Consider the following 352-nt stretch of genomic DNA (forward strand, 5'->3'; position numbering starts at 1 on the left):
GCCTCGCTGAAGGAAGCCGAAGAGGCCTACGCCCACCACACCACATCGCACACCCGCCGCTGACAACCAGCCCAGAACAGGAAGAACCTGCCGAGATGATCATCAGTAGTGACGCCGAAACCATCGTGGACCAGATCGGCATCCCGGTCGAGATCGCCCAGACGATGGTGAATCAGCTTGACCAGCTGCTCAACGACGGCGCTACCACCGTGGACGAGGCAGCGGAGTTTCTCGAAGGCCACTACAAGGGCCAGGTCCACGCGGGTGTCCGGTGGGACGTCCTGGTCGATTGCTACATCAGAAATCAGCACGTCACACCCGAGAACCTGCTGTGAACACCTGACAGCCGACC

At 60.8% G+C, this 352-nt stretch carries 1 protein-coding gene; it reads left to right on the forward strand.

Annotated features, from left to right (window positions below; translation table 11 throughout):
* On the forward strand, window positions 1-335 hold a 335-nt coding region (locus H074_RS06680), incomplete at its 5' end, for a hypothetical protein (RefSeq protein ID WP_235096680.1).
* Window positions 336-352: the final 17 nt, after the last annotated feature.

The sequence above is a fragment of the Amycolatopsis decaplanina DSM 44594 genome (genome assembly GCF_000342005.1).
GTDB lineage: Bacteria > Actinomycetota > Actinomycetes > Mycobacteriales > Pseudonocardiaceae > Amycolatopsis > Amycolatopsis decaplanina.